The following is a 1,037-nucleotide window of genomic DNA, read 5'->3' on the forward strand; positions in this document are numbered from 1 at the left end:
CGCGACTTCCAACCCCGGAGAGGGTGCCGAAAACGTACAAATATTGTCGGCATAGTGTTCCAGGAATATGGGAATGGCTCGTGTGATCAGCTCCTCCGGCGCATCTCCGCTAAGTGTCAGTCCTGCATCCAGCAGCGCGCGCGCGCCGTGGCCGGCAAGGGGGCGCACGAGCATCGGTTCGACAGCAGGCCGGCCAAGGACTTCCAGCGAATAATTGAGCGCCGCAATGAGATCGGGGGCCGTGTCGACAAGCGTCCCGTCAAGGTCAAATACTACTGTATCAATTTTCGGGCCCCGCATCGTCATGCAGATGCCCGGCCACGGATCGCAATACAAGGGCCAATAATGCGACCCGCCTTCCATTCCGGCCATTATGGCGCATCGCATCGTTCCCGGCGGGCGATAATCACGGCCCGCGCGATGTCGCCACTTTCACGCCGGATTGCGCCGCTGCCAAAATTGGTTACAATCTGGTATTAGGCGCATCGGATCGACGGGCGAAAGCAGTCGAACGGCGCGACGGAACGGAGGATTCTGCATGCCGTCTGAAACAAGGTATCGAATCTACATCAACAACCGCCCGCACGAAATCGGGGCCGCTCCGCTTCTCGCCACGCAAGTCGCTGCAATGGCCGGGGTCCCGCTGGATAACGTCGTCATCGAACTCGAGACGCCAACCGGGCTAAAAGAAATCGCCCTCGACGGGACATTGGCCGCGGTCGACGGATTGAGCTTTCTCGTGACACGCCAATTCATCATGGGCGGCGCGGCATGACAAATGCGAACGGCGGCGCGCTGCTGCGCCTTGCACAACCCGAGCTCGGAAGGTTGATCGCGACCGTTCTAGATGCGCCCGATCCCTTGGAGGGCGGCGCATTCGCCTTGTTCGGCATGCGCGAAACGGCGACGTCAATGGTTTTCACACTTGCTGAATTAATCACTCCGGAGGCCGGCGAGATCGGTTGGGGGGAAGGCAATGTCCGAATCAACCATCCCTATTTGCGGCGTGTTGCGAAGCTCGCGCAAACCGGGCAACT

At 60.0% G+C, this 1,037-nt stretch carries 3 protein-coding genes; 2 read left to right on the forward strand and 1 reads right to left on the reverse strand.

Features of this window, described 5'->3' with window-relative positions; all coding sequences use genetic code 11:
• Window positions 1-372: HAD hydrolase-like protein (locus OJJ21_RS12630; RefSeq protein ID WP_297686753.1), on the reverse strand; the 372-nt coding region annotated here is incomplete at its 3' end.
• A gap of 166 nt (window positions 373-538) precedes the next feature.
• Here OJJ21_RS12630 and OJJ21_RS12635 point away from each other — a divergent pair.
• On the forward strand, window positions 539-775 hold the full coding sequence (locus tag OJJ21_RS12635; protein ID WP_297686755.1) for a multiubiquitin domain-containing protein: 237 nt from the start codon (window positions 539-541) through the stop codon (window positions 773-775).
• Window positions 772-1,037 (forward strand): hypothetical protein (locus tag OJJ21_RS12640; protein WP_297686757.1); only part of this gene is annotated, 266 nt, incomplete at its 3' end. The genes OJJ21_RS12635 and OJJ21_RS12640, both read left to right, overlap by 4 nt.

Source organism: Ferrovibrio sp. (genome assembly GCF_025869515.1).
GTDB lineage: Bacteria > Pseudomonadota > Alphaproteobacteria > Ferrovibrionales > Ferrovibrionaceae > Ferrovibrio.

Bases quoted from the DNA above. Each gene is read 5' to 3' on its own strand.
- OJJ21_RS12635 (WP_297686755.1), top strand. From the start codon at position 539: ATGCCGTCTGAAACAAGGTATCGAATCTACATCAACAACCGCCCGCAC.